Annotated in this window: 22 protein-coding genes and 3 tRNA genes; 11 read left to right on the plus strand and 14 right to left on the minus strand. The window is 72.2% G+C overall.

Going from position 1 to position 26,559, the window contains the following annotated elements; translation table 11 throughout:
• The first annotated feature begins 68 nt into the window (after positions 1 to 68).
• Positions 69 to 1,310 (plus strand): beta-ketoacyl-[acyl-carrier-protein] synthase family protein, encoded by a 1,242-nt coding sequence (locus tag M3148_RS00960; protein ID WP_251302777.1) that lies wholly within the window; start codon positions 69 to 71, stop codon positions 1,308 to 1,310.
• Between the two features lie 38 nt (positions 1,311 to 1,348).
• On the opposite strand, the gene M3148_RS00965 is transcribed toward M3148_RS00960, so the two are convergent.
• From M3148_RS00965 to M3148_RS00980, 4 genes are all read right to left on the minus strand, one after another.
• Positions 1,349 to 1,849 carry a DUF3145 domain-containing protein gene (locus M3148_RS00965; RefSeq protein WP_251302778.1) on the minus strand — a complete coding sequence of 167 codons (501 nt, stop codon included), beginning with the start codon at positions 1,847 to 1,849 and terminating at the stop codon, positions 1,349 to 1,351.
• A 148-nt stretch (positions 1,850 to 1,997) separates the two neighbouring features.
• Complete coding sequence (locus M3148_RS00970) at positions 1,998 to 3,434, minus strand: dicarboxylate/amino acid:cation symporter (protein ID WP_251302779.1); 1,437 nt, start codon at positions 3,432 to 3,434, stop codon at positions 1,998 to 2,000.
• Between the two features lie 317 nt (positions 3,435 to 3,751).
• A complete protein-coding gene (gene def / locus M3148_RS00975; RefSeq protein ID WP_251302780.1) occupies positions 3,752 to 4,240 on the minus strand; it encodes a peptide deformylase in 489 nt (162 codons plus the stop codon).
• 151 nt (positions 4,241 to 4,391) lie between these two features.
• Positions 4,392 to 6,041 carry an FAD-binding dehydrogenase gene (locus M3148_RS00980; RefSeq protein ID WP_251302781.1) on the minus strand — a complete coding sequence of 550 codons (1,650 nt, stop codon included), beginning with the start codon at positions 6,039 to 6,041 and terminating at the stop codon, positions 4,392 to 4,394.
• A gap of 184 nt (positions 6,042 to 6,225) precedes the next feature.
• On the opposite strand from M3148_RS00980, the gene M3148_RS00985 reads away from it, so the two are divergent.
• The gene (locus M3148_RS00985) at positions 6,226 to 10,239 is read left to right on the plus strand and encodes an endo-1,4-beta-xylanase (RefSeq protein WP_251302782.1); all 4,014 of its coding nucleotides are present in this window, start codon (positions 6,226 to 6,228) and stop codon (positions 10,237 to 10,239) included.
• A gap of 53 nt (positions 10,240 to 10,292) precedes the next feature.
• Here the strand turns inward: M3148_RS00985 and M3148_RS00990 are convergent.
• The 4 genes from M3148_RS00990 to M3148_RS01005 all read right to left on the minus strand — a co-directional run bounded on the left by M3148_RS00990 (position 10,293) and on the right by M3148_RS01005 (position 12,127).
• Positions 10,293 to 10,367, minus strand: a tRNA-Asn gene (locus M3148_RS00990).
• 83 nt (positions 10,368 to 10,450) lie between these two features.
• Entirely contained in the window at positions 10,451 to 11,305 is an 855-nt protein-coding gene (locus M3148_RS00995) for an aldo/keto reductase (RefSeq protein WP_251302783.1), read from the minus strand.
• A gap of 160 nt (positions 11,306 to 11,465) precedes the next feature.
• Positions 11,466 to 11,538, minus strand: a tRNA-Asn gene (locus tag M3148_RS01000).
• An 82-nt stretch (positions 11,539 to 11,620) separates the two neighbouring features.
• Positions 11,621 to 12,127 carry a hypothetical protein gene (locus M3148_RS01005; RefSeq protein WP_251302784.1) on the minus strand — a complete coding sequence of 169 codons (507 nt, stop codon included), beginning with the start codon at positions 12,125 to 12,127 and terminating at the stop codon, positions 11,621 to 11,623.
• Positions 12,128 to 12,193: 66 nt separating this feature from the next.
• Between M3148_RS01005 and M3148_RS01010 the strand changes: the two genes are divergently transcribed.
• From M3148_RS01010 to M3148_RS01020, 3 genes are all read left to right on the plus strand, one after another.
• Positions 12,194 to 12,267: transfer RNA gene (locus tag M3148_RS01010), tRNA-Ile, on the plus strand.
• Between the two features lie 293 nt (positions 12,268 to 12,560).
• Positions 12,561 to 12,713, plus strand: coding sequence for a hypothetical protein (locus M3148_RS01015; protein WP_251302785.1), 153 nt, complete (start codon positions 12,561 to 12,563; stop codon positions 12,711 to 12,713).
• 317 nt (positions 12,714 to 13,030) lie between these two features.
• Positions 13,031 to 13,687, plus strand: coding sequence for an SMI1/KNR4 family protein (locus M3148_RS01020; RefSeq protein ID WP_251302786.1), 657 nt, complete (start codon positions 13,031 to 13,033; stop codon positions 13,685 to 13,687).
• Between the two features lie 10 nt (positions 13,688 to 13,697).
• On the opposite strand, the gene M3148_RS01025 is transcribed toward M3148_RS01020, so the two are convergent.
• Positions 13,698 to 14,264: a nucleotidyltransferase family protein gene (locus tag M3148_RS01025; RefSeq protein ID WP_251302787.1), complete on the minus strand. Its 567-nt coding sequence runs from the start codon at positions 14,262 to 14,264 to the stop codon at positions 13,698 to 13,700.
• A gap of 57 nt (positions 14,265 to 14,321) precedes the next feature.
• On the opposite strand from M3148_RS01025, the gene M3148_RS01030 reads away from it, so the two are divergent.
• Positions 14,322 to 15,092, plus strand: coding sequence for an endonuclease/exonuclease/phosphatase family protein (locus tag M3148_RS01030; RefSeq protein WP_251302788.1), 771 nt, complete (start codon positions 14,322 to 14,324; stop codon positions 15,090 to 15,092).
• Positions 15,093 to 15,094: 2 nt separating this feature from the next.
• Here the strand turns inward: M3148_RS01030 and dnaG are convergent, their stop codons facing one another.
• Positions 15,095 to 17,110: a DNA primase gene (dnaG, locus tag M3148_RS01035; RefSeq protein ID WP_251302789.1), complete on the minus strand. Its 2,016-nt coding sequence runs from the start codon at positions 17,108 to 17,110 to the stop codon at positions 15,095 to 15,097.
• Between the two features lie 109 nt (positions 17,111 to 17,219).
• Here dnaG and M3148_RS01040 point away from each other — a divergent pair, with 109 nt between their 5' ends.
• The gene (locus M3148_RS01040) at positions 17,220 to 17,756 is read left to right on the plus strand and encodes a hypothetical protein (protein ID WP_251302790.1); all 537 of its coding nucleotides are present in this window, start codon (positions 17,220 to 17,222) and stop codon (positions 17,754 to 17,756) included.
• A 21-nt stretch (positions 17,757 to 17,777) separates the two neighbouring features.
• On the opposite strand, the gene M3148_RS01045 is transcribed toward M3148_RS01040, so the two are convergent.
• Positions 17,778 to 19,046, minus strand: coding sequence for a deoxyguanosinetriphosphate triphosphohydrolase (locus M3148_RS01045; protein WP_440136880.1), 1,269 nt, complete (start codon positions 19,044 to 19,046; stop codon positions 17,778 to 17,780).
• Between the two features lie 78 nt (positions 19,047 to 19,124).
• Between M3148_RS01045 and M3148_RS01050 the strand changes: the two genes are divergently transcribed.
• From M3148_RS01050 to M3148_RS01060, 3 genes are read left to right on the plus strand one after another with little or no spacing between them, the layout of a single operon-like run.
• Complete coding sequence (locus M3148_RS01050; RefSeq protein WP_251302791.1) at positions 19,125 to 19,544, plus strand: pyridoxamine 5'-phosphate oxidase family protein; 420 nt, start codon at positions 19,125 to 19,127, stop codon at positions 19,542 to 19,544.
• A gap of 4 nt (positions 19,545 to 19,548) precedes the next feature.
• Positions 19,549 to 20,160 carry a GNAT family N-acetyltransferase gene (locus tag M3148_RS01055; RefSeq protein ID WP_251302792.1) on the plus strand — a complete coding sequence of 204 codons (612 nt, stop codon included), beginning with the start codon at positions 19,549 to 19,551 and terminating at the stop codon, positions 20,158 to 20,160.
• A gap of 4 nt (positions 20,161 to 20,164) precedes the next feature.
• Positions 20,165 to 21,352: a DUF3459 domain-containing protein gene (locus M3148_RS01060; RefSeq protein WP_251302793.1), complete on the plus strand. Its 1,188-nt coding sequence runs from the start codon at positions 20,165 to 20,167 to the stop codon at positions 21,350 to 21,352.
• 6 nt (positions 21,353 to 21,358) lie between these two features.
• Here M3148_RS01060 and M3148_RS01065 read toward each other — a convergent pair whose 3' ends face one another.
• From M3148_RS01065 to M3148_RS01075, 3 genes are all read right to left on the minus strand, one after another.
• The gene (locus M3148_RS01065; RefSeq protein WP_251302794.1) at positions 21,359 to 22,258 is read right to left on the minus strand and encodes a sugar ABC transporter permease; all 900 of its coding nucleotides are present in this window, start codon (positions 22,256 to 22,258) and stop codon (positions 21,359 to 21,361) included.
• A gap of 1 nt (position 22,259) precedes the next feature.
• Positions 22,260 to 23,873 carry an ABC transporter permease subunit gene (locus M3148_RS01070; RefSeq protein ID WP_251302795.1) on the minus strand — a complete coding sequence of 538 codons (1,614 nt, stop codon included), beginning with the start codon at positions 23,871 to 23,873 and terminating at the stop codon, positions 22,260 to 22,262.
• A gap of 77 nt (positions 23,874 to 23,950) precedes the next feature.
• Positions 23,951 to 25,195, minus strand: coding sequence for a sugar ABC transporter substrate-binding protein (locus M3148_RS01075; protein WP_251302796.1), 1,245 nt, complete (start codon positions 25,193 to 25,195; stop codon positions 23,951 to 23,953).
• Positions 25,196 to 25,364: 169 nt separating this feature from the next.
• On the opposite strand from M3148_RS01075, the gene M3148_RS01080 reads away from it, so the two are divergent.
• The gene (locus M3148_RS01080; RefSeq protein ID WP_251302797.1) at positions 25,365 to 26,384 is read left to right on the plus strand and encodes a LacI family DNA-binding transcriptional regulator; all 1,020 of its coding nucleotides are present in this window, start codon (positions 25,365 to 25,367) and stop codon (positions 26,382 to 26,384) included.
• Positions 26,385 to 26,559 lie beyond the last annotated feature (175 nt).

Raw genomic sequence — 26,559 nt, forward strand, 5'->3', positions numbered from 1 at the left:
CGAGTCGACCGGGGCGGCGCTGCCGCCCCGGTCGTCCCCCACACCCCCGCCACACCCGAGGAGCTGTCATGGCCACCCCCACCGTCGTCGTCACCGGGCTCGGCGCCACCACGCCGCTGGGCGGCGACGTGCCCTCCACCTGGGCCGGTGCCCTCGCCGGGCGCTCGGGTGTGCGCACCCTCGAGAACGACTGGTCCGAGCGCTACGAGATCCCGGTGACCTTCGCCGGCCAGCTCGCCGTGCCCGCCGCCGACGTCCTGGCGCGCAACGAGACCCGCAAGATGGACCCCAGCGCCCAGTACGCCGTCATCGCCACGCGCGAGGCCTGGGCCGACGCCGGCGCCCCCGAGGTCGAGCCGGAGCGCCTCGGCGCCGTCGTCTCCTCCGGGATCGGTGGCGTGTGGACGCTGCTCGACGCCTGGGACACGGTCAAGGAGCGCGGCGCACGTCGCGTCATGCCGCTCACCGTGCCCATGCTCATGCCCAACTCCCCCGCCGGGTACGTCTCCCTCGAGGTCGGCGCCCGCGCCGGGGCCCACGCCCCGGTGTCCGCCTGCGCCTCCGGCGCGGAGGCGATCGCCATGGGCGTCGAGATGATCCGCTCGGGCCGCGCCGACGTCGTCGTCGCCGGCGGCACCGAGGCCGCGATCCACCCGATGCCGCTCGCCGCCTTCGCCAAGATGCAGGCGCTGTCCACCCGCAACGACGACCCGGCGGGCGCCTCGCGGCCCTACGACACCACCCGTGACGGCTTCGTCATGGGTGAGGGCGCCGGGATCGTCGTCCTGGAGAGCGCGGAGCACGCCGCCGCCCGCGGCGCGCGCGTGTACGCCGAGATCTGCGGCGTCGGCATGACGTCCGACGCGTACGCCATCGCCCCGCCCGACCCCACCGGCGCCGGGCAGGAGCGCGCCATGCGCCTTGCGCTGGAGGACGCCGGTGTCACCGGCCGCGACGTCGTCCACGTCAACGCCCACGCGACGTCCACGCCCGTGGGCGACGGCATCGAGGCCGCCGCGATCCGCCGCGGCCTGGGCGCCGAGGCCGACCACGTGACCATCTCCGCGACGAAGTCGATGACCGGGCACCTCCTCGGTGGCGCCGGCGCGCTGGAGACCATCTTCACCGTCCTGGCGATCAAGGAGCGCACCGCTCCCCCGACGATCAACGTCACCGAGATGGACGCGGACCTCGAGATCGACCTCGTCCGGGGCACACCGCGCGAGCTGCCCGCGGGCGACGTCGTCGGCGTCAACAACGCCTTTGGCTTCGGCGGCCACAACGTCGCCCTGGCGCTGCGCAACGCCTGACGTCTCCCGGGCGCCTCGCGCTTCGCGGGGCGGGCGGGTCAGCCGACGCGGTGGAGCCAGCGCACGGGGGCACCGGCGCCGGCGTAGCGGAAGGGCTCGAGCTCGTCGTCCCAGGCCTGGCCGAGCGCGAGGTTCATCTCGTGGCGCATGCGGGCGGGGTCGGCGGCGAACTCCAGGGCCGCGCGGATGCGGTCCTCGGGGACGACGACGTTGCCGTGGGCGTCGGTCTGGGCGTGGAAGATCCCCAGCTCGGGGGTGTGGGACCAGCGGCCGCCGTCGACGCCCGGCGCGGGGTCCTCGGTGATCTCGTAGCGCAGGTGCGTCCAGCCGCGCAGCGCCGAGGCGAGACGTGCCCCGGTCCCCACTGGTCCGGCCCACGAGTACTCGGCGCGGAAGAGTCCGGGCGCGGCAGGCTGCTCCGTCCACTCCAGGGTGACGCGTCCGTCGAGGACCGTCCCCGCCGCCCACTCGATGTGGGGGCACAGCGCACGGGGCGCAGAGTGCACGAAAATGACACCGCGGGTGCTGGCACCACTCATGTCGACCCTCCTGGTTCCGGTTGAGGTACGTCTTCCCCTACGACCTCAGGGCTGGAACCAGCGGCTCTTCACGATCACGGCGTGACGGGCTCATCATGCCACACCGGTGCCGGGACGGGCCCTGCGTGGGACCGTCCCGGCACTCGGCTCAGGCGCGTACCGGCTGCGGCTCGGCCACCTCGGGCCGGCCGCTCACCTGCTCCGGCGCCTGGGCGGCGTACTCCTCGTCGTCGTCGGAGAAGATGTTCTCCGCGTTGGCGGAGTTGTACCGCTCGAGGTCGAGAATGCCCTCGCGCTTGGCGACGACGGTCGGCACGAGCGCCTGGCCGGCGACGTTCGTCGCCGTGCGGCCCATGTCGAGGATCGGGTCGATGGCCAGGAGCAGGCCCACACCCTCGAGCGGCAGACCCAGGGTCGACAGCGTGAGGGTGAGCATGACGATCGCGCCGGTGAGTCCGGCCGTCGCCGCGGAGCCGACGACGGACACGAACGCGATGAGGAGGTAGTCGGTGACGCCGAGCTCGAGCCCGAAGAACTGGGCGACGAAGATGGCGGCGAGGGCCGGGTAGATCGAGGCGCAGCCGTCCATCTTCGTCGTCGCGCCGAGCGGCACGGCGAAGGAGGCGTAGGCCGGCGGGACACCGAGGTTGCGCTCGGTCACCCGCTGCGTGAGCGGGAGGGTGCCGATCGAGGAGCGGGAGACGAAGGCGAGCTGGATGGCCGGCCAGGCGCCGCGGAAGAAGCGCATGACGCCGAGACCGTTCGTCTTGAGGACGATCGGGTAGACGACGACGAGGACGAGCGCGAGACCGATGTAGACGGCGCCGGCGAAGGTGCCGAGCGGCGCGAGGGCGTCCCAGCCGTAGGTGGCGATGGCGCGGCCGATGAGTCCGAGCGTGCCCAGGGGCGCGAGGAGGATGATCCACCACAGCAGCTTCTGGATGATCGCGAGGAGGGAGCGGTTGACCGAGAGGAAGGGCTCGGCCTTGTCCCCCACCTTGAGCGCGGCGATGCCGACGACGAGGGCCATGACGAGGATCTGCAGGACGTTGAAGCTCAGCGAGCTGCCCACGCCGAGGATGTCGCCAGCCGCGTTCCGCTCGAGCGAGGCCGAGGTCTCCAGGCCGAGGAAGTTCACCGGCACGAGGCCGCTGAGGAAGTCGAGCCAGCTGCCGGAGCGGCCGGGGTCGCTCGCGGCGTCGGCACCGACCGAGGTGTTGATGCCCGGCTGCATGACCAGGCCCAGCCCGATGCCGATGACGACCGAGGCCGCCGCGGTGATGGCGAACCACAGCAGCGTCTGACCGGCGAGGCGGGCGGCGTTCGCGACGCCGCGCAGGTTGGCGATCGAGGCGACGATCGCGGTGAAGACCAGCGGCGGCACCGTGGCGCGCAGCAGGCTGACGAAGGTCGAGCCGATGGTGCTGAGCGCGACGGTGAGCCCGTTGGGCTCCTCGCCCGGGCCCTCACCGATCGCGAGCGCCCACCAGCCGAGCAGCACACCCAGGACGAGGGCGGCGAGGATCTGGACGGTGAAGGACGGCGCCCGCAGACGCCGTCGGGTAGGAGCAGTGGACGTGGACATGACTGCCTTTCCGGGTACGCGAAGGTGACAAGGGTGGCGGCGCGCGCGAAAGGCGCACACGCCGACGCGGGTACTCGGACGCGTGCCGACACGGGTCGGCGGGATGGTTCAGGGTCGGCGTCGTCGCCGGGGGCGTCCGGGACTCAGGTCCCGCGGGTGCTCAGGGTCGACAACACAGCGCGCTGGCCAGACGACCGAGGTCGCGGTCGTAGCGCGCGGTGAGGTTCCAGAGGTTGAGCACGCACCCTCCCCAAGGTGAGGTCCGACGGCCGGACCAGCCGCTCACTTTAACCGACAATCAGCGTCGGCGGAAGGGCTCAGAGCATCTCGCGGATCGCGCGCATCGCCTTCTTGCGCTGGGCGCGCTCGAGGCGGTCGATGTAGAGCATGCCGTCGAGGTGGTCGCACTCGTGCTGGAGGCAGCGGGCCATGAGCTCCTCGCCCTCGACGACGACCTTCTTGCCGTCCAGGTCGGTGCCCTCGACGCGCGCGTACCAGGCGCGCTCGGTGGGGAACCACAGGCCCGGCACGGAGAGGCAGCCCTCGTCGCCGTCCTGGTACTCCTCCTCCGAGACCTCGACGAGGCGCGGGTTGAGCACGTAGCCGATCTCGTCGTCGATGTTCCACGAGAAGGCGCGCAGGCTGACACCGATCTGGTTGGCCGCCAGTCCGGCCCGTCCCTCGTGGTCGACCGTCTCGAGGAGGTCCTCGACGAGCATCGTGACACGCTCGTCGATGTCCGTGATCGGTTCGCACGGGGTGCGCAGGACGGGGTCACCCACGACGCGGATGTCTCGCATAGCCATGGGGACCAGTTTCCCACGACCGCGAGGTGCTCGGGCACGCCGCGTGCGCCCACCAGCCGGGCCGAGGTGTGGCATCCGCGACGTCGGAGGACCAGAGGTCCACACCTAACCGGCGACGACGGCGGCGGCGCCCTCCCCGCCGCCCCGACCGCTACGTCGCCGCGATGGCCCCGCGGCCGGCTTGCCGGCCGGAGAAGAGGCACCCGCCGAGGAAGGTGCCCTCGAGGGAGCGGTACCCGTGCACGCCTCCCCCGCCGAAGCCCGCGGCCTCACCAGCGGCGAAGAGGCCCGGGACGGGGACGCCGTCGGCGGTGAGGACCCGGCCCTCGAGGTCGGTCTCGATCCCGCCCAAGGTCTTGCGGGTGAGGACGTGGAGCCTGACCGCGACGAGCGGCCCGGCCTCGGGGGCGAGGAGGCGGTGGGGCGGGGCGACGCGGATGAGGCGGTCCCCGCGGTAGGTGCGGGCCTGGCGCAGCGCCGTCACCTGGGCGTCCTTGGTGAACTCGTTGGCCATCTCCCGGTCACGGGCGTGGACCTCCCGCGCGACGACGTCGAGGTCGAGCGGCGCCTCGGGCGTCACCCGGTTCATCCCCGCGACGAGCTCCTCGAGCGTGTCGGCGACGACGAAGTCCGCTCCCTGCCGCATGAACTCGGCCACCGGCCCCGGTGCACCGGCACGGAGCCGCTCGGCGAGCCGGCGCAGGTCCTTGCCGGTGAGGTCGGGGTTCTGCTCGCTGCCGGAGAGCGCGAACTCCTTCTCGATGATCCGCTGGGTGAGGACGAACCAGCTGTGGTCGTACCCGGTGCTGCGCAGATGGCGCAGGGTGGCCAGGGTGTCGAAGCCCGGGAACAGCGGGGCGGGCAGGCGGCGGCCGGCGCCGTCGAGCCACAGCGACGACGGCCCCGGCAGGATCCGGATGCCGTGCCCCGGCCACACGGGGGCGTAGTTCTCGATGCCCTCGGTGTAGTGCCACATGCGGTCGCGGTTGACGAGGTTCGCGCCGGCCTCCGCGGCGACCTCGAGCATCGAGCCGTCGACGTACGCGGGGACGCCGGTGAGCATCCGCTCCGGTGGCGTGCCGAGGGACTGCGGCCACCAGCGCCGCACGAGCTCGTGGTTGGCACCGATCCCGCCGGACGCGACGACGACGGCCTGCGCCCGGAGCGCGAAGTCTCCGACGACCTCCCGGCTCGTCGGCCCACCCCGCACGGCGGTGTCCGGCGCGAGGACCTGCCCCGCGACGCCGTCGACCACTCTCCCGCTCGTGGTGAGCCGGGTGACGCGGTGACGCGGGGCCAGGCGCACGAGTCCGTCGTCGACGGCGGCACGTAGCTGGCGGGCGAAGGGCGCGACGAGCCCGGGGCCGGTCCCCCAGACGATGTGGAACCGCGGCACGGAGTTGCCCGGGCCGGTGGCCAGGGTGCCGCCGCGCTCGGCCCAGCCGACCACCGGGAAGAACCGCACGCCCAGGGAGTGGAGCCAGGTGCGCTTCTCCCCCGCGGCGAAGTCGACGTACGCGCGCGCCCAGCGCTCGGGCCAGCGGTCCTCGCGCGGACGGTCGAAGCCGGCAGTGGCCTGCCAGTCCTGCCAGGCGAGCTCGACACCGTCGTGCACACCCATGCGACGCTGCTCGGGCGAGTCGACGAGGAAGAGCCCGCCAAAGGACCAGTAAGCCTGCCCACCGAGGTTCTGCAACGGCTCCTGGTCCACGAGCACCACTCGGCGCCCGGCACCGGCGAGCTCGGCCGTGGCGACCAGCCCGGCCAGTCCCGCCCCGACGACGATGACGTCCGCGTCCATGCGACCACCCTCCTCGCGACGGCTCCCGCACCGTCGCGGCCAGGCTAGCGGCCCCCACCGCGCGTGGGCCGCCGTCGGGACGCTCGCGCGGTCGCACATCCGGACCGACACCGTTATCGACAACGTTTTCGAAAACGGTTACGGTGCAGTGCGTCACCAGTTGACCATCTGCGAAGGAGCAGTGATGACGCGGAACCGACCACGTTGGAGACCCCTGGGCGCCGGCCTCCTGGCCCTCACGTTGACCGGAGGGGTCACGGCCGCGGCAGCGCCGGGCGATCCCCCGGCGCCCGCGGCGGCAGGCGACCCCGCCGTCGTCGTGAGCATCGACTTCGAGGACGACTCCTGGGAACCCTGGGCGCTCAGCGGTGAGCCCACCCTGTCCGTCGTCGACGTCGACGGCACCAAGGCCCTGCACGTCGCGGGCCGCAGCGCGGACTACATCGGCATCCAGACGCCGGCCGGGCTCCTCGAGGAAGGCACCGAGTACACCTTCTCCATGCGCGCCCGGCTCGCCGAGGGCACGTCCGGCGAGGCCGGCGTCCGCTTCGTCATGAAGCCGGGCTACACGTGGATCGGCAACACGACGATGATCGCCGACGCCTGGACCACCGTGACGGGCACCCTCACGGCACCCGCCGACGGCCAGGTCTACATCGGCACCGGTGACCTGCCCGAGGGCACCTACACCTACCTCCTCGACGACCTCCTCATCACGTCCGCGCCCGACGACGGCGGCGGCGGCGAGGACTGGGAGCCGACCCCGGACCCGGACTTCGTCCCCGGCGGGGCGACGAGCCCGGTCGAGGCGCAGGTGACGACGGCGCGCGGCACCGGTGACGTCGCCGCCCTCACCTTCGACGACGGCCCCAACCCGGGCGAGACCGCGGACCTCCTCGACCTCCTCGCCGAGAACGACCTGGCCGCGACGTTCTGCGTCATCGGTCAGAACATCCAGGCTGAAGGCGGTGCCGAGCTGCTGCGCCGGATGGTCGACGAGGGCCACACCCTGTGCAACCACACGACGAGCTACGCCGACATGGGCGCCTGGTCCCAGGAGGAGGTCGAGGCCGATCTCAAGGAGAACCTCGCGATCATCCGCGAGGCGCTCGGCGACCCCGACCACCCGGTCCCCTACTTCCGGGCCCCGAACGGCAGCCGGGGCGTGACGCCCGAGGTGGCCGTCGCGCTCGGTATGCAGCCCCTCGGCCTGGGCAACGTCATCTTCGACTGGGACGGCAACGACCTGTCCGAGGCGACGCTGACCGCCAACCTCCGCGCCGCCGTCGCCCCGGGGGCCGTCGTCCTCGTGCACGACGGCGGCGGGAACCGGGCGGGCTCGATCGCGGCTGTCCGCACCGTCGTCACCGAGCGGCTCGCCGAGGGCTTCACCTTCACGCTTCCCAGCGGGGGGCTGCTCGACTCCGTCGCGCCGCTCGACCTCACCTTCGACTTCGAGGACGGCCTGCAGGGCTGGACGCCGCGCGGCGACGCCGACGGGGACCCGACCGTCTCGGTGACGGACGCCGAGGCACACGGCGGCACACAGGCCGCCCTGGTCTCGGGTCGCACCTCCCAGGGCGACGGCATCGGCTTCGACCTCACCGGACGGGTCGAGACCGGCACGACCTACGAGGTGACCGCGTGGGTGAAGATGGCGGCCGGTGAGGACACCGACGACATCTGGCTGAGCATGCAGCGCACCACCGACGGCGCCGACTCCTTCGACACCCTCGCGCAGGTCCCTGGCGTCACCTCCTCGGGGTGGACGCAGGTGACGGCCACCTTCACCATGCCGGCCGCCGACAGTGCCCGGATCTACGTCGAGACGAGCTACAACACCGGCGGCTCCGGGGACTTCCTCGTCGACGACGTGACGATCCGGTCCCAGGACAGCACCGGCGTCGAGGACCTCACGCCGCTGCAGGACACCGTGCCCTTCCCCGTGGGCGTGGCGATCGACCGGCGTGAGACCCTCGGTGACTCCGCCGAGCTCACCACCCGCCACTTCAACCAGGTGACCGGCGAGAACCACATGAAGCCCGAGGCCTGGTACGACGACGCGGGCGCCTTCCGGATGCACCCCGAGGCCGCGGCGATCATGGACTTCGCCCAGGCCAAGGACCTCGACGTGTACGGCCACGTCCTCGTGTGGCACAGCCAGACCCCGGCCTGGTTCTTCCAGGACGCGGCCGGCGCCCCGCTCACGACGAGCGCGGCGGACCAGCAGGTCCTGCGCGAGCGGATGCGGGAGCACATCTTCTCCATCGCCGAGACGATGAGCGCGGAGTACGGGCTCTTCGGCAGCGAGACCAACCCGCTGAACGCGTGGGACGTCGTCAACGAGGTCGTCTCCGACAGCGGCGAGTTCTCCGACGGGCTGCGCCGCAGCGAGTGGTACCGGATCCTCGGCGAGGACTTCATCGACCTCGCCTTCGAGTACGCGGACGAGGCGTTCAACGACGTCTATGCCGCCCCGGGCACCGACCGCCCCGTCACGCTGTTCATCAACGACTACAACACCGAGCAGTCCGGCAAGCAGACGCGGTACTACGACCTCGTCGACCGGCTCATCGACCGGGGCGTGCCGATCGACGGCGTGGGGCACCAGTTCCACGTCAACCTCGCCATGCCGGTCCAGGCGCTGGAGGACGCGATCGTCCGCTTCCAGGACACCGGGCTCGTGCAGGTGGTCACCGAGCTGGACGTCACCACCGGCACGCCGGTGACCCAGGCGCTGCTCGTCGAGCAGGGCTACTACTACCGCGACGCCTTCCGCGTCTTCCGGAAGTACGCCGAGGACCTGTACTCGGTGACCGTCTGGGGGCTCATCGACACCCGCAGCTGGCGCAACGACAACGGCGCGCCGCTGCTCTTCGACGGGAGCCTGCGCGCCAAGCCGGCGTACTTCGGAGCCGTCGACAGTGAGGAGCTGGCGCCGCGGCAGCGCTCGGCCTTTGTCTTCTCCGGCGACGTCCCGCTCGACGAGGAGGCGTGGGAGGCAGTCGAGTGGGCCCAGCTCCCGCTCCACACGGTCCAGGACGAGGCGCTCGACGAGCTCGCGGCCTTCCAGCTGCGCTGGGAGGAGGACCACCTCACGGTGCTCGCCGCCGTCACCGGGGATGCGGACGCGATCGAGATCGTCGTCGGCGAGGACACCTACACCGTCGCGCGCGACGGCTCGGGTGACGCCGAGGCGGTCACCGAGGACGTCGACGACGCCTGGCTCGCCGTCGTCCACGTCCCGCTCGACGGCGCCGCGGAGGGCGACCTCCTCGGCTTCGACCTGCGGGTGCTGGTCGAGGACGGCGCGGTGGGCTGGAGCTCGCCGGGCACCCTCGCCCAGCTCACGCTCGTCGAGCCGCTGTCCTACCTCGAGGTCGCGCCGGCCGAGGCGCTGCCGGAGGTCGACGGCGACGTCGACGACGTGTGGGAGTCGGCGAACGTCGTCACCACCGACAAGCAGACGCTCCTCACCGACGGGACGGATCCCGACGGGACGGCGACGGCCGAGGTGCGCACGCTGTGGGACGAGAACACGCTCTACGTCCTCATGGAGGTGACCGACGACGAGCTGAACGCCGAGCACAGCGACCCGTGGGCGCAGGACTCGGTGGAGATCTACCTCGACGCGGGCAACTACAAGAACGGCCCGTACCGCTACGACGACACCCAGATCCGGATCAGCTACGAGAACGTCGTGTCCTTTGGCACCGGCGACGAGGCCTTCCAGGCCAACCGGGTCCAGAGCGCGACGTCCGTGACCGAGGACGGGTACGTCGTCGAGGTGGCCATCAGTCTCCTCGAGGAGGGCGGCCTGGGGACGTTCCACGGCCTGGACTTCCAGGTCAACGACGCGAGCACCGTCGACGGCGTCGCGACCCGCACGTCCATCCGTAACTGGGCCGACCCGACGGGGCTCGGCTACCAGAGCACGGCGCGGTGGGGCGTGGGCCAGCTCGTGGACGCGCCCGAGGAGCCGACGACGCCGCCCACCGAGGAGCCGACGGAGCCGCCGACCGGCTCCCCGGCCCCGACGGACGGCGCCACGCCGCCTTCCGCGGGCGGACCGGACGGCCCGGGCCGCGGGGGCCTGCCCGTCACGGGTGTGGAGCTCACCGCTCTGCTGCTCGCGCTGCTCCTCGTGGCCGGCGGTGGCGGACTCGCCGCCCGCCGTCGGACGACCACCACGGGATGACCGGCTGAGTGAGGAAGGGCCCCGCCAGGCAGCTGCCTGGCGGGGCCCTTCTGTGGCTCCCGCGGCTGGATTCGAACCAGCAACCGTCCGATTAACAGTCGGATGCTCTGCCGTTGAGCTACGCGGGATTGCGGGGACGATGCTACCAGGGCCCGAGCCGCCGCTCCGCCGTTGTCCTCATGCGACGACGGCGGAACGCCGGGCGCACGGGTCAGTCGAGCCGGACGCTGCCCAGCTTCTTGGCGACCTCCGGGTCGTGGTGGTCCAGAGCGACGGAGCGGCCGGTCTCGAGCTCGGCGATCCGGCCCATCTCCTCCTCGCTCAGCTCGAAGTCGACGATGTCGATGTTCTCCGCCATCCGCTCCGGGCGCACGGACTTGGGGATGACGACGACGTCGCGCTGGACGAGCCAGCGCAGCGCGACCGGCGCGACGGACTTGCCGTGCGCCTCCCCGATCGACGTGAGCGTGGGGTTGGAGAAGATGTCGTTCTTCCCCTCGGCCAGCGGTCCCCACGACTCGATCTGCACGCCGAGGCCGGCCATGACCTCCTGGTCGGCGGTGCGCTGGTAGAAGGGGTGGGTCTCGATCTGGTTGACCGCCGGGACGACGTCGGTGTGCTGGACGAGGTCGACGAGGCGGTCGGGGAAGAAGTTCGAGACGCCGATCGCCTTGGCCGCGCCCTCACGGTGGAGCCCGGACATCGCGCGCCAAAAGGAGTAGTAGTCACCGAAGGGCTGGTGGATGAGGTAGAGGTCGACGTGGTCGAGCCCGAGCTTCTCCAGGGACGCCTCGAAGGCGCGGCGAGTGCCCTCCTCCCCGCCGTCGTGGTTCCACAGCTTGGTCGTGACGAAGAGGTCCTCGCGGGGGATGCCACTGGCGGCGATCGCGCGCCCGACGGCGTCCTCGTTGCGGTAGCCGGCCGCGGTGTCGAGATGGCGGTAGCCGGCGGCGAGCGCGTCGGTGACGACCTTCTCGGTCTCCTCCGGCGGCACCTGGAAGACGCCGAAGCCGAGGATGGGCATCGTCGTGCCGGTGTTGAGCGTGACGGTGGGGATCTGGGTCATGCGCGTGCCTCCCGGTGGGTGGGTGTGGGGTCCTCGCGGCGAGGTCGTCGCTCCCGCGTGCGGCCCAGCCATGGTGCGCGCCGGGCCGGCCGTGCGCGAGCGCAGCGGAGTCCCGGAAAACACAAAGGCCCGGAACCGTTGCGGTGCCGGGCCTCGCCTGCTCCCGCGACTGGACTCGAACCAGTAACCGTCCGATTAACAGTCGGATGCTCTGCCAATTGAGCTACGCGGGATCGTGCGGGCTCGACTCTAACAGGACGGCGGAGTGGTCCGGGAGCCGCCCGCGGGCGCCCCGGCTGTGAGTTGGGCCGCACTTCAGCCGGTGAGGCCGACGGCCTCGCGGACCCGGCGCTCGAGCGCGTCGATCTCACGGTCGGCGTCCTCGCCACGGGGCAGCGGCCCGAAGGCCGTGACCTGGGAGTACAGACTCCCGTCCTCGCGGCGGCGGACGATGGCGCGCACCCGGGTGCCCCCCACCTCCACGGTCTCGTGGTGGACCACGGAGGACTGCACCCGCTCGCGGAGCGTCGAGGTGAAGACCTCGACCTCGTCCGACTCCAGGACGAGCGGCTCGTCCGGGCGCTCCCGGTCGGCCCACGTGATCGTGAACGTCCGGGTCTCCCCGTCCCAGGAGCCGTTCTCGATCTCGTGCCACGCCGTGCGCTGACCGAGCCCGTCCTCACCCACGACGATCAGCGCGTCACGGACGACGACGGCGTAGGACCCGTTGGTCATCGCGGCGAAGGCGAGCGGCCGGTCACCCTTGGGCAGGTGCGCGGCGACGGCGTCGGGCAGGCGGGCGGAGCGACGGAAGATCGGCACGTCCTCACGGTATCCCGACCGCCTGCCGTTAGGATTGCCGGGCCGTGGCGGCCCCTGCCGCCCCGCGCCCCAGTAGCTCAGCCGGTCAGAGCAGCGGACTCATAATCCGTCGGTCGTGGGTTCAAGCCCCACCTGGGGCACCGGCCGCGGGCACATCGGCGCACGTCTCCGGTGGACGGGCGCCGTCCCGCTCGGGTCGGTCGGCCGGGGGGAGCCTCGGACTCAGGGCTGCGAGACGGCGCCGCACCCTGGCCTATCGGCGCCCACCGCCGAACCCTGAGGAGTGCATCCTCCTTTAGGAGGCCTCCTCCCTCATGCGCAAGCACGGCTTCGCCGCAGGTCCGCCATATCGCATCCCAGCCCGGGTTACGTTGTAGCCAGCTGTTGATCGGCGCCACGGGCGGTGGCGTCGGCACCCAACGGGAGGGCGCCCATGGGCAAGCACACGATCACCCCGACAACACCGGAGACGAGCACCACGCGCTGGTCGTCCTGGCATGACGTCGTCACGGCACGGCACGAGTTCCAGCAGGCGCGGCTCCGTGTGGCCATCGAGGACGACGGCGACACGGAGGAGTACCTGTAGGTCGGCTCTCCCGCAGCTCGGCCCGGTACCGCGCGAACCGCACTGCCGGCGCCCGCACATGTAGGCACCGCCCCGGGCGGCGTCCCTACCTCTGGGGGGAGAAGGAGGAACCCGTGGTCCGGGGCGGTGCAGTCCTACATTAGTAGCAGATCGCCCTCCTCCGGAAGTAGGAGAGGCCAAATGTGGCGTACCGCACTGCAGCGGACCGCGGTCCAAGGCGACATTTCGGGACACACCGGGACAGAACCTCTTCCGGAGGGCGCAGACACCGGGTGCGGCACCTCAGACAGCTTCGCCTCCTCCGGCACACTGCTGCCATGACCGCACCCGACATCCCGCGCGTGCTCCGCGCCTGGCGCGCCGCCGGTGCCCACGTCAACTTCGGCGAGCCCGCGGACGAGGCTCTCGTCGCTCGGGCGCAGTCCGGACTCGGGTTCCCGTTGCCGCAGGAGGTCCAAGACCTCTGGGCCGCGGCCGACGGGATGTCACTCGCGTCCGGGGACCTGGTCCTCCACCCGCTCGTCGGCCCGGAGCACCGAGGCGTCACCACCGCGTCCCGGCAGCTGCGGGAGTGGGACTGGCCGGTGCCCGAGGAGTTGCTCGTCCTCGGGGACAACGGCGCGGAGGAGGTGATCGGCGTCTGGGTGGTTCCGGAGGCACGTCGCACCCTCGTCGTGATGATGGGCTCGCCGTCGGGCGAACCGGACCTCGCGGTCCTCGGCACCAGCCTCGGCGGCTTCCTCGCCGCGTGGTCGGCCTTCTTCCTCCCGCTGGGCGACCCGGGCGCCGACCCGGCCATCGCCGACTGCCTCGCCGAGCTCGGCGCGCCTGCGCCGCTCACCAGCCCCGACGACGAGGAGCACTTCCTGCGCCTCCTCGCCTGGGCCTCCCCCGACCTGCCCGACCCGCGCCCCGACCCCTACGAGCGCCCGCTCTCCCCCGCCGAGCTCAGCCGCCTCGCGCAGCAGCCCTGACGGGCCTGCCTCAGCTGGGCCTCGCCGGCTCGACGATCTGCAGGTCCTCCACCAGCTGGAGGAACGCCCGCGCGTAGGGGCTGTAGGACACCTCGTCGCGCACGCGCTCCCAGTCGATCTGCTCCCGCAGCGCGCGGGTGAAGGGCAGCAGCCGCCCGAAGTCGCAGTAGTGCTCCCCCAGCACCCGCAGCTTGGAGGACAGCACGTCGGTGGCGCTGAGCACCGGCATGCGCACGGCCAGCACCTCGAGCATGTCGGCCCGCTCGAAGAGCTCGTCATGCACCGGCTCCCCGGACATCCGGTAGAGCACGTCGACGAGCTGGCCCTTGTGGTACGCCTTGAACAGCCAGTTCTCCGGCGGCTCGTGGACGTCGAGGCCCGCCGCGCCGATCGCGGCCCGCGCCTGGTCGATGTGCTCCTCCTTGATGACGAAGTCCGCGTCGTGCTCCGGCTCCGGCGCACCGCGCACCCAGGCGGCGTAGCTGCCGCACAGCGCGAAGGGGATGTCGGCCTCCGTCAGCGCCACGGCCGCCATCCGCAGGGCGTCGTGCAGCGCCTCTCGTTCCTCGTCTGCCATGGCACGGGTCTACACGAGGGTGTGCGCTCCTGCACCGCGAGAACCACAATCGAGGTCATGCGCCTGGCCACCTTCAACATCCTGCACGGACGCTCCCTCGTCGACGACGCGGTGGACCTGGACCGGTACGCCCGCGCGGTCCGCGCCCTGGACGCCGACGTCCTCGCCCTCCAGGAGGTGGACCGCGACCAGCCCCGTTCCCACGGCGCCGACCTCACGACGATCGCTGCCGAGGCGATGGGCGCCGTCGACCACCGCTTCGCCGCCACCCTCGCGGGGCTTCCGACGACGTGGTCGGCCGCCACCGGCGACCTCCAGCCGGGCACGGCGAGCTACGGCGTCGCGCTCCTGTCGCGCTGGCCGGTCCGCTCGTGGACCGTCATCCCGCTCGAGGCCATGCAGGGCCCGGTACCGGTCGTCTTCGACGGCGCGGAGGAGCCGACCATGGTGACGGACGAACCGCGCGTCGCCGTCGTCGCCGTCGTCGAGACGCCCGAGGGGCAGATGACGGCGGTCTCCACCCACCTCACCTTCATCCCCGACTGGGCGACGGTCCAGCTCGAGCGGCTCGTCGCCTCCCTCGCCGAGATGCCGCGCCCCGCGGTCCTCATGGGGGACCTCAACATGGCGGGCTCGCGCCCCACCGTCGTCACCGGCTGGCGGTCCCTGGCCGACGCCCTCACCTTCCCCGTCTCCCAGCCCGACCGGCAGATCGACCACATCCTCGCCGAGGGGGCGGTCCGCGCCGCCGAGGCCCGGTCCGTGGCCACCGGTCTCTCCGACCACCGGGCGCTCGTCGTCGACGTCGAGCGCGGCTGGCTCGGCTGAGCTCAGCTGTCCTCGCGCAGGGCGCGGCGCCGGCTCTCCATGGCGACGAGCTCGCCGAAGAGCGCCACCGCCTCCTCGCTGTCCGGCGGCGTCCGCTGGAGGCGGCCCTTGAGGTCGGCGATCTGCCGGGTCAGCCCCATCTGGATGAGGGACGTGAGGACGCCGCGGGCGTAGTTGCCCAGCGCCTCGGGCCGGTCCTCGGGCAGCGGCGCGACCGCAAGCTCGGTGATGACGCCGGCGACGGGCCCGACGGCGTTCTCCCGCAGCGTCTCGGTCCACCAGCTGGCGGCGTGACGCTCACCGTCGGCGCGGCCACGCTCCTGGCTCGCACGGTCGAGCTCGGCCCCGTAGGCCCGGGTCCCGCCGGCCGCGCGGATCGCGTCGTGGACGCCGCGGTAGGCCGGGACGGTGAAGGTGTCCGGCGGGAGGTCGTCGAAGCCGGAACCCAGCGCCAGGTGCGGCAGCTGGAGGACGACCTCGAGCACCTGTCGCTCGAGGCGTGCCACCGGGTCCTCGCGGCCCGGACGGTTCGCCTGCCGGGCGGAGGAGGACTCGGCCGGGTGCCGTCCGCCGTCGTTGCCGCGTGAGGAGCCGCTGTAGCGCCCGCCCTGCTCACCGCGCCCACGCTGCGGGGCCTCGGCGGCGCCCCCGCCGCTGCGTTCGGCCTGGCCGACGGCGCGACGCACCGCGACCTCGTCCATCCCCAGCCAGCCGGCCAGCTCGCGGGCGTACTCGGCGCGCAGGGCGCGGTCGCGGATGCCGGCGACGACGGGCGCGGCGGACCGCAGCCCGGACACTCGCCCCTCGGCGGTGTTGAGGTCCACGCGCCGCAGCGCCGAGCGGATGGCAAAGGCGAAGAGCGGCTCCCGGCTGTCGACGAGGCTGCGGACGGCCGCCTCGCCCCGCTGCTGGCGCAGGTCGCACGGGTCCATGCCGCTGGGCTCGACGGCGACGAAGGTCTGCGAGGCGAACTTCTGGTCCTCGCCGAAGGCCCGCAGCGCCGCCTTCTGGCCGGCCTCATCGCCGTCGAAGGTGAAGATGACCTCCCCGCCGCGCGTGGCGCCGGAGGAGAGCATGACGCCGGACGCGGCGTCACCGCTGTCCCCGAGCAGCCGGCGCACGATGCGCACGTGGTCGGGGCCGAAGGCGGTGCCGCAGGTGGCGATCGCCGTCCCCACGCCCGAGAGGTGGGCGGCCATGACGTCGGTGTAGCCCTCGACGACGACAACCCGCTTGTCCTTGGCGATCGCCCGCTTGGCGAGGTCGATGCCGTAGAGGACGGAGGACTTCTTGTAGATCGGCGTCTCGGGGGTGTTGAGGTACTTGGGCCCCTGGTCGTCCTCGGACAGGCGGCGCGCGCCGAAGCCGATCGTGTCCCCGGTGACGTCGCGGATCGGCCACACGAGCCGGCCGCGGAAGCGGTCGTAGACGCCGCGGTTGCCCTGGCTGACGAGCCCGGAGGCAATGAGCTCGGGCTCGGTGAAGCCGCGGCCGCGCAGGTGGCGCAGCAGGCCGTCCCAGCCCTGGGGGGCGAAGCCGACCCCGAAGGTGGCTGCGGCCTGCTCGTCGAAGCTGCGCTCCGCGAGGAAGCGGCGTCCGATCTGCGCCTGCGGGGTGAGCAGCTGCTCGCGGAAGAACTCCTCGGCCACGCGGTGGGCGTCGATGAGGCGCTGGCGGCGGCCGTGGTCACCGCCCGGGCGGGCCGGCCGGCCGTCCTCGTAGCGCAGCTGGATGCCGGTGCGCCCGGCGAGGTGCTCGACGGCCTCGGCGAAGGTGAGGCCGTCGATCTTCTGGACGAAGGAGATGACGTCGCCGCCCTCGTCGCAGCCGAAGCAGTGCCACAGGCCGAGCTGGGGACGGACGTGGAAGCTCGGTGTGCGCTCGTCGTGGAAGGGGCACAGACCCTTCATCGAGCCGACGCCGGCCTGGCGGAGCGTCACGTGCGCGCCCACGACCTCCTCGATGCGGGCACGCTCACGGACGGTCGCGATGTCCTCCCGCTTGATCAGCCCTGCCACGCCCCGAGTGTAGGTGCTCGCGCGGCGCCCGAGGCCGTCCCGCCGCGCGCTCGGGGCCTGGGGGCGAGAGACTCGACTCTCCTGATGGCAACGAGCGACGGAGCATGGGATGTCTCAACAGAACACACTCGTACGCAGCCTGCACGACGTCGGGCTCGCCGCATGGTTCGGCGGCTCGCTGATGGGCGCCATCGGGCTCAACGGCGCCGCCGCTGAGGCCGAGAACCCCCGCGAGCGGCTCACCTTGTCCTCAGCGGGCTGGGCCCGGTGGGCACCGGTCAACGCCATCGCCATCGCCGCACACGTCTACGGCGGACTCGGACTTCTCGCCGGCAACAAGGTACGCCTGTCCAAGCAGCCCGAGACGCAGGCGAACACGGCGCTCAAGACCGCGGTCACCGGCGCCGCCATCCTCAGCACCGCCTACAGCGGCCTGCTCGGCAGGAAGGTCGCCAAGCTCGCCGACGAGGGGACCCACGGGGTGACCGAGCCGCGCGCGGGCGCGTCGGCCAAGCTCAAGCGGGCACAGCGCCGGCTCCGCACGCTGCAGTGGATGACACCCGGGCTCACCGGCGCCCTCGTCGTCCTCACCGCGCAACAGGGCGAGCAGCAACGCCCGCTGGCGGGCTTGCTGCACCGCCGCTGAGCGTCCGGCCGGCCGGCTCGGCTACCGGTCCGCGCTCCCGCAGAGGCGCTGGTGCCAAGCCTGGGCGCTGGTGTCGGTGAGGGAGGCGACCTGGTCGACGACGACACGCAGCCGGGCGCCGTCGTCCTCCGCCTCCTCCCAGTCCGCGACGAAGGTCGGCTCGAGCTCGCCCGGCCCGGCCGCGAGGAGCGCCCCGGTGAGCTGCGTGAGCATCGTCCGCTGCCGCTGGTAGACCGGCTCGCTCTCCCGCGGCGCCATGACGTAGTGCGCGGTGACGCCCTTGAGGACGACGATCTCCGCGAGCGTGTCGTCGGGGACGACGAGGTCCGCGCCGTAGCGCGTGAGCGGGCCGTCCCCGAAGCGCTCGCGGGTGGCGTCGTGGGCGGCGTTGCAGAAGCGGCCGATGAGCTGGCTCGTCATGTCCTTGAGCGCTGCGCGGTCGCGCCGGCTCTCGCTCCACGTCTCCAGCCACACCGGCAGCGCGACGAGACGCTCGAGGGCCGCGCCGAGCACGTCGTCGGACACGGGCGGGTTGTACCACTGGCGGGTCTGGACGACGACGGCCGCCTGCTGCTCCGTCCGGCGCAGCACCGCGAGGTCGATGCGTCCCCCGACGACGGCGTCCTCGACGTCGTGCACCGAGTAGGAGATGTCGTCGGCCAGGTCCATGACCTGCCCCTCGATCGACAGGCGCCGGTCCGGAGCGCCCTGTCGCATCCAGGTGAAGACGGGCAGGTCGTCGGCGTAGACACCGAACTTGCGCGAGGGGCGCCCGCCCGGCTTCTTCGGCGCCTCCTCCACCGGCCAGGGGTACTTCGTGGCGGCGTCCAGGCTCGCGCGGGTGAGGTTGAGCCCCACGGGGCTGCCGTCCGCGGTGAAGGCCTTGGGCTCGAGGCGGGTGAGCAGCCGCAGCGTCTGGGCGTTGCCCTCGAAGCCGCCGATGTCCGCGGCCGCCTCGTCCAGCGCCCGCTCCCCGTTGTGCCCGAACGGCGGGTGGCCGAGGTCGTGGGCCAGGCACGCGGTGTCGACGACGTCGGGATCGCAGCCCAGCGTCTTGCCGAGCTCGCGGCCCACCTGCGCCACCTCGAGGGAGTGGGTGAGCCGCGTGCGGACGAAGTCGTCGCTCGAGGGCCCCAGCACCTGCGTCTTCGCGCCGAGACGCCGCAGCGCCGAGGAGTGGACCACGCGGGCGCGGTCCCTCTCGAAGGCGGAGCGGTTGGGGTTCTTCGGCTCCTCCTGCCACCAGCGCTCACGGTCGGCATCGCGGTACGGCGCGTACAAGTCCTCCACGAGCCCGAGCCTATGGCGGATCGGCGGCAACGCGGTGCTCATCCACCCGGTGTCGGACCCCCGCACTAGCGTGGGGCCATGGCACTGACCCGTGAGGACCGTGAGCAGTTCCTGGCCGAGCCGCACATCGGTGCGCTGTCCGTGGCGGCCGAGCCGGGCCGGGCGCCGCTCGTCGTGCCGATCTGGTACCAGTACACGCCCGGCGGGCGGCTGTGGGTGCTCACCGGCGGGCAGTCACGCAAGGCCCGCCTCGTCGAGGCCGCCGGCCGCTTCAGCCTCATGGCCGAGCGCGTCACCCCCACCGTCCGGTACGTCTCCGTCGAGGGACCGGTGACCGGCGTGCTCCCGCAGACCGACGAGCACCTCGTCGAGATGACCTACCGCTACCTGTCCGGGGAGGCCGCCGAGGGCTACCTCGCGATGGCGCGCCGCGAGCTGGTCGACCACGTCGTCATCGAGATGCAGCCCGAGCGCTGGCTCAGCGCGGACCTCGGGTAGCGCCGTGGCCCCCTCACCCTGGGCGCACAAGCCCGTCCTCACCGGCACCCTCACCACCCTGCGCCCCTACCGCGACGCGGACCTGCCGCACATCCTCGAGGCACTCGCCGACCCGGAGCTGCTGCGCCTCACCGGCAGCGTCCACAGCGACGAGGAGGCCCGCGCCGCGGAGCAGGACCCCGCCCAGTTGCACGACTGGTACTCCGGCCTCGCGGCCCGCGAGGACCGCCTCGACCTCATGGTCGTGGACAGGGCCTCGGGCACCTGGGTGGGCGAGGTCGTCCTCAACGACTGGGACCCTGGCAACGAGTCGTGCAACTTCCGCATCCTCCTCGGCCCGCGCGGCCGCGACCGCGGCCTGGGCAGCGAGGCCACCCGTCTGCTCCTCGACCACGCCTTCACCCGCCTCCCCCTCCACCGGGTCTCACTCGGCGTGTACGCCTTCAACCCCCGCGCCCAGCGCGTGTACGAGAAGGCGGGCTTCGTCGTCGAGGGCCGCGAGCGCGAGGCGCTGCGCTACGACGGCGCGCGCGTCGACCAGGTCCTCATGTCCGTCCTCCGGCCCGACTGGGCCGCCCGTCAGCGCCTCCCGCCCCCGCCGTTGGTGCCACAATGACGCCATGACCGACCCCGTACCCAGCGCGCCAACGACGGCCGCCACGACGGGGACGGTGACCACCCGCCTGGTCCACCGCGCCCCCGTCGGCTCACCGGAGTGGTGGCGCTCCGCCGTCGTCTACGTCAACGAGCCGCCCCTGGTGAGTGGCACGACCACCCTCACGGAGGTCGCCGAGCGCGTCGAGCAGATCCGCGCGGTCTCCCGTCTCGGCGTCCAGGCCGTGCGCATCGGCTGCCCTCCCCTGCCGGGCGAGGCGCCGGAGGAGGCCATCGACGCCGTCGTCGGCCTCCTCACCCGCGCCCACCGCACGGGCCTGCGCGTGGTTCTGCGCATCGACCCGCTCGACCCGCGTGAGGAGGCGTGCGCCCGCTACTGGCTCAGCCGCGGCGCCGACGGCCTCGACCTCGGACCGGTCACCGAGTCCGAGCCGGTCTCCCACGCGCGCTACCGCGAGCTGCACGCCGTGCTCGCCGAGCACGCCCGCGACGAGGACCCGATCCTCTCCACCCGGCTCAGCCCCGCCACCCAGTCGCGGGTGGCGGACATGCTCCACGAGGACTGGCTGCACCACCTCGTCGACGCCGACCTCCTCGATGTCGGCGACCCCGCACTGGTCAGGGAGTCGGTGACGGAGAGCCTGCGCATCCGCGACGCGCTCGGCAGCGCCGGCGCCTGGCTGGTCCCCGACGTCCTCGAGGCCGGCTCCCCCGAGCTCGCGCTGGCCACGGCTCTGGTCGTCCTCGCCATGCCGGGAGCGGTCTACCTGCGCCAGGGCATCGAGCTCGGCATGCCGGTCAAGACCACCCAGCAGCCCGAGCCGGAGCGCCTCACGCTGGCCGCCCGGCTCAAGGAGGAGCAGCGCGGGCAGACGGGCTCGTCCTTCGAGATCGTCCGCGCCGCCCTGCGCCTGCGCGGGGACCACCGGCTGGGCCTCGCGCCGCTCGCCTGGGTCGATGAGCTCGGCGGACCCGTGCCGGACACAGTGCTCGCCTTCCTCAGCGGGGAGGTGCTCGTCGTCGTCAACGTCGGCGACGACGACGTCCCCCTGTCTCCCGAGCGTGAGGTGCTGCTGTCCTCGGGTCCGCTCACCGAGAGGCCTGACGGCCGTCTCCTCCTGCCGCCCCGCACCGCCGTGTGGCAGTGGCTGGAGCCGCAGCCGCGGGAGAACGACCCCCGCGTCCGCCGCTGAGGCCGCTCAGCCCTTGACGGACCCGGCGGTGAGGCCGGAGACGATGTAGCGCTGGAGGAAGAGGAAGATGAGCACGATCGGGATCGCGCCGATCGTCGCGCCGGCCGCGAAGAGTCCCCAGTTCGCCGAGAGCTGGTCCGAGACCCACCCGTAGAGACCCACCGCCAACGTCCACTTCGACTCCGACTGCAGGATGAGCTTGGCGAGGAGGAAGTCGGAGAAGCTCGAGATGAAGGACAGGAGCGCGACGACGGCGAGGATCGGTGCGACGAGGCGCAGGATGATCGTCCAGTAGGTCTGCGCGTGGGTGGCGCCGTCGATCTTCGCGGCCTCGTCCAGCTCCCGTGGCACGGTGTTGAAGAAGCCGTACATGAGGAAGGTGTTCACGCCCAGCGCCCCGCCGAGGTAGACCATGATGAGCGCGACCCGGGAGTTGAGCCCGAGCACCGGGGTGACCTCGCCCAGGACGAGCAGCAGCAGGAAGATCGCGACAAAGGCGAGCAGCTGCGGGAACATCTGGACGATGAGGAGGGCGATGAGCCCGCCGCGGCGCCCGCGGAAGCGGAAGCGGGAGAAGGCGTACGCGGCCGCCGCGCCCATGAGGACCGTGCCGACCGCCGTCGTCGACGCGATGACGAGGGTGTTGGCGAGCCAGGTCCAGAAGTAGGTGTCGCCGAGCTTGCCGTAGTTGGCCGGGCTGACATCGGCGAAGAGCGCGTTGGAGCCGGTGAGGGTGCCGCGCTCGGCGAGCGAGGCCGAGACGATGTAGACGATGGGCCAGACGGCGTAGACGATCGCGACGACGGCGACGACGTAGCGCCAGCCGACCTCGCTCCACCAACGTCGGCGGCTGAGGCGGTGCTGCGGGGCGGCGGTGCGCCCGGCGGGGACGGTCGTGGTGGCCATGTCAGCTGATGTCCTCCAGCGCCTGGGTCTTGCGGAAGGTGATCGCCGAGATCGTCGCGACGATGAGGAAGATGACGAGGGACAGCGCCGAGGCGAGCCCGTAGTTGGTCGCCGCCCGGCCGTCGAGCCCGGAGATCGAGTAGACCATCGTGATGAGGATGTCGGTCGCGCCCACGGGCACCGAGGTGTCCTGGAAGCGTGGCCCGCCCTCGGTGAGCATCTCGATGCCGTTGAAGTTGTTGAAGTTGAAGGCAAAGGACGAGATGAGGAGCGGGGCGACCGCGATGAACAGCAGCGGCAGGGTGAGCGAGCGGAAGATCCGCAGCCGCCCGGCGCCGTCGATGCGGGCAGCCTCCATGACGTCGCTGGGGATCGACTGCAGCGCACCGGTCGTGATGAGGAACATGTAGGGGAAGCCCACCCACAGCTGGACACCGAGGACGACGGCGCGGGCGAGCCACTCGTTGGTCAGCCACGGCACCTCCGCCCCCCCGAGGAGCACCTGGTTGACGAAGCCGAAGTCGGTGTTGAGCATGCCGCGCCACAGCAGGTAGGACATGAGCGCGGGGAAGGCGTAGGGCAGGATGAGCAGCGCCCGCATGACCTTGCGCCCCCGGACCCGCTCGTCGTTGAGGACGAGCGCGAAGAACAGGCCGAGGAAAAAGGTCAGGCCCACGGTGAGGATCGCGAAGGCGAAGGTCCACACGAGCACCTGGAGGAAGGGCTCCGCGTACCGCGAGTCACCGAAGGCCGTGGTGAAGTTGTCCAGGCCCACCGGCACGCGCCAGCCGACGTTGAGGGTGGAGCCGTCCTCCGCCTCGAACTGCCCCGTGTCGTTCGGGCGGTAGACGGCGCCGGTCTCGAGGTTGGTCATCGTGTCCGCTGCCTCGTCGTACTCGAGGACCGAGCGGTAGACGAAGCCGTTGCGGCCGTCCTGGGTGCGGATCGAGCCCTGCTCGGCGTCGTCGGACACCGGGACGCGCAGCTCGACGACCTCGGTCTGGCGGGTGATGACCGTCTGCCGGTCGACGAGCTCCCAGCCCGGCACCTCCGCGACGGCCCCGTCGGTGACGACGGCGCCGTCGATCCCCGCGAGCGGCTCCTCCGCGGTGCCGGCGCGGACGGTGCCGTCGTCGACGACGGCGAAGCCGAGCTCGCCGTCGCGCTCGACGACGGCGAGCGGGTAGGAGCTGGAGCCCTCCACCCGCTGCTCGTTCTGGATGAGCAGCGCCTCGATCGCGTCGCCCTTGGAGGAGTTGTGGCCCTGCCCGTAGTTCGTGAACGCGACGTAGCCGGTGTAGGCGACGGTGAAGACCTGGAAGACGAGGAGGAAGGCCAGCCCGGGGAGGATGTACTTCATCGGCAGCGAGCGGCGCGAGAAGTACACGTAGTCGGCCGCGACGAGGAGCGCGACCATGACTGCGAGCACCGCCCACGACTCCGCCACCCACGCCTGGATGACGATGAACACGCCGAGGGCGTTGACGAGCGCCATGAGCGCGACCTTGACGAAGAAGCCGGGCGTGTACGTCCGCGAGTGCGGCGTGCGCCGGACGTGGAGCGTCTCGGGCTCCGAGTCCGCCGTCGAGAGCTGAGGGGCCTGGGGCTGGGACATCGCGTGCCTTCCGGGGCGAAGAGACGGGGGCGGCGCGGGCGCGGCACGTCCGTCACCGGGCGTGCCGCGCGCGTGCGTCAGCCGCCGATCGCGGCCTGGATGTCCGAGACCATCTTCTCCCAGCCCTCGACCGGGTCGAGCTGGCCGGAGATGATCTGCCCCTCGGTGACACCCCAGAAGTTCCACACCTCGCCCATCTCCGGGATGGAGGGCATGGGCACGGCGTCGGCGCCGACCTCGCGGAAGCCGGCCGCGACCGGGTCCTCGGAGACGGTGTCGGCGGCGGCAGTCAGCGCCGGCGTGCGGTCACCGGCCTCGTACAGCGCGATCTGCGCCTCCTCGGTGGCCATGTAGTTGACGAGGAAGTCCGTGGCGAGCAGGGCGTTGTCACTCTGCGCGCTCACGTAGAAGCCCTGGACACCGGTGAAGGGCTGCGCGGGCTCCCCGCCCGCCGTCGGGATGGGGTCGACGGCGACGTCGACGCCCTCGAAGGAGGCGAGCATCCACGGGCCGCCGAGGAGGTAGGCCGCCTCGCCGTTCGCGAAGGCCTCCACGACGATGTCGTACTCCCAGGAGGTGTTGAGCGTGCCGGCCGCGCCCTGCTCGGCGAGCCACTGGGCGAAGGCGTTGCCGTTCTCGCCGCCCAGGGCGAGCTCGGCGGTGTAGCTGCCGTCCTCGTTCATCTCGAAGACGGGCGCCCCGAAGGACGTCTGGAACGGGTACATCGTGTACGGGTCGCCGACCTCGGTGATCTGGACGAGGAAGGGGTACTCCGCGCCGGACTCCTCGCCCATGGCGATCATCTCGTCGAAGGTCGCGGGGGTCTCGTCCACGAGCGCGGTGTTGCGGTAGATGGCGATGTTCTCGATCGCGTAGGGCAGGCCGTAGACCTGACCCTCGTAGGTGAATGCCTCGACGGCGACGTCCTCGAACTCGCCGGCCTTGTCACCGAGCTCGACCGGGGCGACGACACCGTTGGCCGTGAGCTCGCCGAGCCAGTCGTGGGCGCCGACGGTGATGTCCGGGCCCTCGCCGGTGGGGACCTGGGCGAGGAAGTCGGGGCGGATGTCGTCGAAGTTCTTCTGGACGAGCTCGACGGTGGTTCCCGTCTCGGCCTCGAAGGCCTCGGCTGCGGCGGCGACGGCCGCCTCGCGGGTGTCGTCGACCCAGATGGTGAGGGAGCCGCCCTCGGCGGCGGTGGGCCCCGCGGAGTCCTGCGTGGCCTCGGGCGTGGACTCCTCCGGCTCCTCCGACTCGCTGCCACATGCGGCGAGTCCGAGCGTCAGTGCGACGGCTGCGGTGATCACGATGCTACGGCGCATCCGGTATCTCTCCTTCGTCGGGGCCGAGGCGACGCCGGCGTCGTAGCCGCGTCGCTGTGCCGTTTCGGCGCAGCGTAAGCCGCACCGGCAACGGAGTGCAACACGTTGCAGTAACTTTCATGCAACGATTGCACCCGCACATCCGTCGGACAGCAGGGAGGAGTCAGCGATGCAGGGACGCACCAGACTGACAGACGTCGCCGACCAGGCCGGGGTCAGCACCGCCACCGTGTCCCGGGTCCTCAACGGCAAGCCGGAGGTCGCCGCCGACACCCGCAAGGCCGTCCTCGCCGCCCTCGACATGCTCGGCTACGAGCGGCCCGAGCGGCTGCGCGCGCGTTCGGCCGGGCTCATCGGCCTCGTCGTGCCCGAGCTGACCAACCCGGTCTTCCCCGCCTTCGCGCAGTCCATCGAGTCGGTGCTCTCGACGCTCGGCTACACCCCGCTGCTGTGCACCCAGTCCCCCGGCGGGACGACCGAGGACCAGTACGTGGAGATGCTCCTCGACCACGGTGTCGACGGCATCGTCTTCGTCTCGGGCCTCCACGCCGACACGCAGGCGGACGCCGACCGCTACGAACGGCTGCAGTCCAAGGGCGTGCCCTTCGTCCTCGTCAACGGCTACACCGGCGAGCTCGACGCCGCCGCGTTCTCCACCGACGACTCCGGGAGCATGGAGCTGGCAGTGCGCCACCTCGTCTCCCAGGGACACACCTGCATGGGCCTGGCGATCGGCCCCGACCGCTTCGTCCCCGCCCAGCGCAAGCGCGCGGGCTTTGAGCGCGCGGTCGGTGCGCTCCTTCCCGACGGCGCCGCGCACGTCGTGCCCACCCTCTTCACCTTCGAGGGAGGCCAGGCCGCCGCCGGCATCCTCCTCGACGAGGGCTGCACCGCCATCATCTGCGGCTCGGACCTCATGGCGCTCGGCGCCGTCCGTGCGGCTCGCAGCCGCGGGCTGTCCGTGCCCGAGGACGTGTCCGTCGTCGGCTTCGACGACTCCCCGCTCATGGCCTTCACCGACCCACCGCTGACGACGCTGCGCCAGCCGGTGGACGCGATGAGCCACGCGGCCGTCACGTCCCTCGTCGCCGAGATCAGCGGCTCGCGCGCCCCGCGCAGCGAGCTGCTCTTCGTCGCCGAGCTCATCGTCCGAGGCTCCACGGCCGCCGCGCCCCGCGACGCGGGCTGAGAGCGCCGCCCAGGGCGCACGGTACCCACGAGGCCAGCGGGCGACGGATCGCGCCACCAGTGCGGTCCACAGGGCGGGGCTGAGAGAGCGCGCTCGGCGTGTCGCCGGCGTGTCGCATCCGTGCCGACCGCGCTTGTGGCGCGATCCGGTCGCTCAGGAGGTCCGGGTTGCGGCG

The sequence above is a fragment of the Georgenia satyanarayanai genome, assembly GCF_023715365.1.
Taxonomy (GTDB): Bacteria; Actinomycetota; Actinomycetes; order Actinomycetales; family Actinomycetaceae; genus Oceanitalea; species Oceanitalea satyanarayanai_B.

Excerpts from the sequence above, each read along its gene's own strand:
- M3148_RS00960 (WP_251302777.1), top strand. The coding sequence starts at position 69 with ATGGCCACCCCCACCGTCGTCGTCACCGGGCTCGGCGCCACCACGCCG.
- M3148_RS00965 (WP_251302778.1), bottom strand. The coding sequence starts at position 1,849 with ATGAGTGGTGCCAGCACCCGCGGTGTCATTTTCGTGCACTCTGCGCCC.
- M3148_RS00970 (WP_251302779.1), bottom strand. The coding sequence starts at position 3,434 with ATGTCCACGTCCACTGCTCCTACCCGACGGCGTCTGCGGGCGCCGTCC.
- def (WP_251302780.1), bottom strand. The coding sequence starts at position 4,240 with ATGGCTATGCGAGACATCCGCGTCGTGGGTGACCCCGTCCTGCGCACC.
- M3148_RS00980 (WP_251302781.1), bottom strand. The coding sequence starts at position 6,041 with ATGGACGCGGACGTCATCGTCGTCGGGGCGGGACTGGCCGGGCTGGTC.
- M3148_RS00985 (WP_251302782.1), top strand. The coding sequence starts at position 6,226 with ATGACGCGGAACCGACCACGTTGGAGACCCCTGGGCGCCGGCCTCCTG.
- M3148_RS00995 (WP_251302783.1), bottom strand. The coding sequence starts at position 11,305 with ATGACCCAGATCCCCACCGTCACGCTCAACACCGGCACGACGATGCCC.
- M3148_RS01015 (WP_251302785.1), top strand. The coding sequence starts at position 12,561 with ATGGGCAAGCACACGATCACCCCGACAACACCGGAGACGAGCACCACG.
- M3148_RS01020 (WP_251302786.1), top strand. The coding sequence starts at position 13,031 with ATGACCGCACCCGACATCCCGCGCGTGCTCCGCGCCTGGCGCGCCGCC.
- M3148_RS01025 (WP_251302787.1), bottom strand. The coding sequence starts at position 14,264 with ATGGCAGACGAGGAACGAGAGGCGCTGCACGACGCCCTGCGGATGGCG.
- M3148_RS01030 (WP_251302788.1), top strand. The coding sequence starts at position 14,322 with ATGCGCCTGGCCACCTTCAACATCCTGCACGGACGCTCCCTCGTCGAC.
- M3148_RS01040 (WP_251302790.1), top strand. The coding sequence starts at position 17,220 with ATGTCTCAACAGAACACACTCGTACGCAGCCTGCACGACGTCGGGCTC.
- M3148_RS01050 (WP_251302791.1), top strand. The coding sequence starts at position 19,125 with ATGGCACTGACCCGTGAGGACCGTGAGCAGTTCCTGGCCGAGCCGCAC.
- M3148_RS01060 (WP_251302793.1), top strand. The coding sequence starts at position 20,165 with ATGACCGACCCCGTACCCAGCGCGCCAACGACGGCCGCCACGACGGGG.
- M3148_RS01065 (WP_251302794.1), bottom strand. The coding sequence starts at position 22,258 with ATGGCCACCACGACCGTCCCCGCCGGGCGCACCGCCGCCCCGCAGCAC.
- M3148_RS01070 (WP_251302795.1), bottom strand. The coding sequence starts at position 23,873 with ATGTCCCAGCCCCAGGCCCCTCAGCTCTCGACGGCGGACTCGGAGCCC.
- M3148_RS01075 (WP_251302796.1), bottom strand. The coding sequence starts at position 25,195 with ATGCGCCGTAGCATCGTGATCACCGCAGCCGTCGCACTGACGCTCGGA.
- M3148_RS01080 (WP_251302797.1), top strand. The coding sequence starts at position 25,365 with ATGCAGGGACGCACCAGACTGACAGACGTCGCCGACCAGGCCGGGGTC.